3 protein-coding genes are annotated in these 3,050 nt (G+C 67.2%); all 3 read right to left on the reverse strand.

What is annotated here, in order from left to right; translation table 11 throughout:
* Window positions 1-627: LON peptidase substrate-binding domain-containing protein (locus ACFDTC_RS17970; RefSeq protein ID WP_375260247.1), on the reverse strand; the 627-nt coding region annotated here is incomplete at its 3' end.
* A 266-nt stretch (window positions 628-893) separates the two neighbouring features.
* A complete protein-coding gene (locus tag ACFDTC_RS17975) occupies window positions 894-2,084 on the reverse strand; it encodes a PRC-barrel domain-containing protein (protein WP_375260248.1) in 1,191 nt (396 codons plus the stop codon).
* Window positions 2,085-2,189: 105 nt separating this feature from the next.
* On the reverse strand, window positions 2,190-3,050 hold an 861-nt coding region (gene tgt / locus ACFDTC_RS17980; RefSeq protein WP_375260249.1), incomplete at its 5' end, for a tRNA guanosine(34) transglycosylase Tgt.

The raw sequence follows: 3,050 nt of genomic DNA on the forward strand, positions 1-3,050 counted from the left end.
CTTCTCGACCTGCAGGACCGACATCTCGCCCTGCATCAGGCCATAGACCTTCTCCAGCCGCTCGGAGATCGACAGCGTCTCGAGCAATTCCTGCTTCTGGCCCACCTCGATCCCGAGATGCCCGGCCACCAGATCGGCCAGCTTGGCCGCATCCTCGGCCTCGCCCACGGCGGACAGCGCCTCTTCGGGGACGTTCTTGCGCACCTTGGCGTAGCGCTCGAACTCCTCGGCGACGGTGCGGGTCAGCGCCTCGATGGCGGCCTCGTCGCCCGGCATCTCGGTCAGGTACTCGGCGCTCGCCTCGAAGAAGGCGTCGTTCTCGACGTAGTCGACGATGCGCACGCGGCTTTGCCCCTCGACGAGGACCTTGACGGTGCCGTCGGGCAGCTTGAGCAGCTGCAGCACGTTGGCCAGCACGCCGGCCTTGTAGATCCCGTCGGTCGCGGGATCATCGACGGACGGATCGATCTGGCTGGCCAGAAGGATCTGCTTGTCGTCGTTCATCACCTCTTCCAGCGCCCGAACCGACTTCTCGCGCCCCACGAAGAGCGGCACGATCATGTGCGGGAACACGACGATGTCGCGCAGCGGAAGCACCGGGTAAGAGGGATTGAGGGGATGTTTCATGCTCGTATCCTGTTCTTGGCAAGACGGCCCCGCCCCGCTTTGCGGCAGCTTCGGACCATCTCCGGTCATGGACGGTTAATTTGGGGTTCAGAGCCGTCAATTCAACCGGGCGGCCCCCAGCATGACGGGATGTCACCGCGGGCGCAAGGCCGTCGCGCGTGCCGCGATCCTGCCCCGCGACCGCCGCCCGCACAGACGACAAAGGGGCGCCCGAAGGCGCCCCCTGCCACCGCCATGCGGCGGCGTGTTCCTATCCGGACCGGCGATCAGTCGACGGTGACGAGGTTGCCGACGGTCTGGTCGGGCTCGCCCGCCTGGAATTCGTCCTCGTTGTATTCCGGCATGCTCTCCAGCTCTTCGGCGGTCATGTTGTCGAGCACGATGCGGCCATCGACCAGCGAGACGCGGTCGAGCGGCAGCGCGATGGTGCGCTCGCCCATGCCGAGGAAGCCGCCGACGCCGATGATCAGCACGACGGTCTCGCCGCGGGTGCCGACCTGGTCGACTTCGCCCACGCGCTCGTCGTTGGCACCGGTGACCGGCTGGCCTTCGATGTCGCCGAGACGCACGTCACGGAACGGCGACTGGTCCATGCTCTGCTGGTAGGCCTGACGGTCTTCTTCGGACGCCATGTTGCCCTGCTCGTCGGTCTCGTAGGACAGCTGGACCTCGGCCTCGGACTGGTTCACGTTCACGTCCGCCGCGGGGCCGTCCTCGACGGTGACCTCGGGATCGGCCTGCGTGACCTCGACCTGCGCATCGCCGGCTTCCTGGATGTCGACCTCGGGCTCGGCCTGGTTGACGTCGATCTCGGCGCCTTCCGAGCGCTGGACGTCCACGTTGGATTCCGAACCGTCGCTGTTCTGCATCACGACGCGCGGCTGCGCTTCCTGGATGTTGATGCGCGGCTCGGGGCGGACGAAGTTCACGACCGGCTCGGGCATCTCGACGTTCACGTCGGGGTTGGACTGGTCGACGTTCACGTTCGGACGCGGCACGCGGATGGTGATGACCGGCTCGGGGATGCTCACCGTCACTTCGGGCTGGGCCTGCTCGACCGTGATGATCGGGGCCTGCTGCTGCACGCGCACGGTGGGTTCCGGCACGGCGACGGTGATCTCGGGCTGCGGCTGTTCCACGTCAACCTGCGGACGTGCCTGATCGACGTCCACGTCCGGGTCCGCGACGGTGACCGACACGCGCGGCTGGCCCTGCTCGACCTGGACCTGGCCGCCGGCGACCGGCGCTGCCGTGGTCGCGGCCTGCGTGTCCTGGTTCATCTGGTCCTGCGACTGCGCGGTCTGGCCGTCTTCGCTGGCCTGCGCGTCCTCGCCTTCCTCGATGATGACGACGTTGTCGTCGGTCTGGTTGTCATCGCTGCTCTGCGCGAACGCGGCCGAGCCGAGTGCAATGGCGGATACCGTCCCGAGAGCGAGACCGAGAGACTTGTTGAACATGGAATGTCCTCCGTTGAAACTTTACCGGCGCGCTGTCGCACCGTCATTCGCTCAACTTGAATAGTCATTCTGTGTTCCAGAAAATGTGAACTTTCCGTGCTTGCCTTACAGCCGGTCGATGTCACCCGCCGCCCGGTCGGCGTGAAAGCGCGCCTCGAACGCGTCGAACGCGCCCGCCGCGATGGCGTCGCGCATCTCGCCCATAAGCTCTTGGTAGTAATGCAGGTTGTGCCAGGTCAGCAGCATCCCGGCGATCATCTCGCCGGCGCGCTGGACGTGGTGCAGGTAGGCGCGGCTGTAGTTGCGGCAGGCCGGGCAGGTGCAGTCCTCGTCCAGCGGACGGGGGTCGTCGGCGTGGCGTGCGTTTTTCAGATTGACTTGGCCGCGCCGCGTCCAGGCCTGTCCGGTGCGACCCGAGCGCGAGGGCAGCACGCAGTCCATCATGTCGATGCCGCGCTTGACCGCGCCGACGATGTCGTCCGGCTTGCCCACGCCCATCAGGTAGCGCGGCCTGTCCTCGGGCAGCTGGTCCGGCGCGAAGTCGAGGCAGCCGAACATCGCCTCCTGCCCCTCGCCCACGGCCAGCCCGCCGATCGCGTAGCCGTCGAAGCCGATCGCGGTCAGCGCCTCGGCGCTTTCGGCCCGCAGGTCCTGTTCCAGCCCGCCCTGCTGGATGCCGAACAGCATGTGCCCGGGCCGGTCGCCGAAGGCGTCGCGCGACCGCTGCGCCCACCGCATCGACAGGCGCATGCTCTCCTCGATGCGCTTGCGGTCGGCGGGCAGCGCGGGGCATTCGTCGAAGCACATGACGATGTCGCTGCCCAGCAGGCGCTGGATCTCCATCGACCGCTCGGGCGACAGCGCGTGTTTCGACCCGTCGATGTGGCTTTTGAAGGTGACGCCGTCCTCGGTCAGCTTGCGCAGGCCGGCGAGGCTCATGACCTGGAAGCCGCCCGAGTCCGTCAG

Source organism: Citreimonas sp. (assembly GCF_042096055.1).
In the GTDB taxonomy this organism is placed as follows: domain Bacteria; phylum Pseudomonadota; class Alphaproteobacteria; order Rhodobacterales; family Rhodobacteraceae; genus Citreimonas.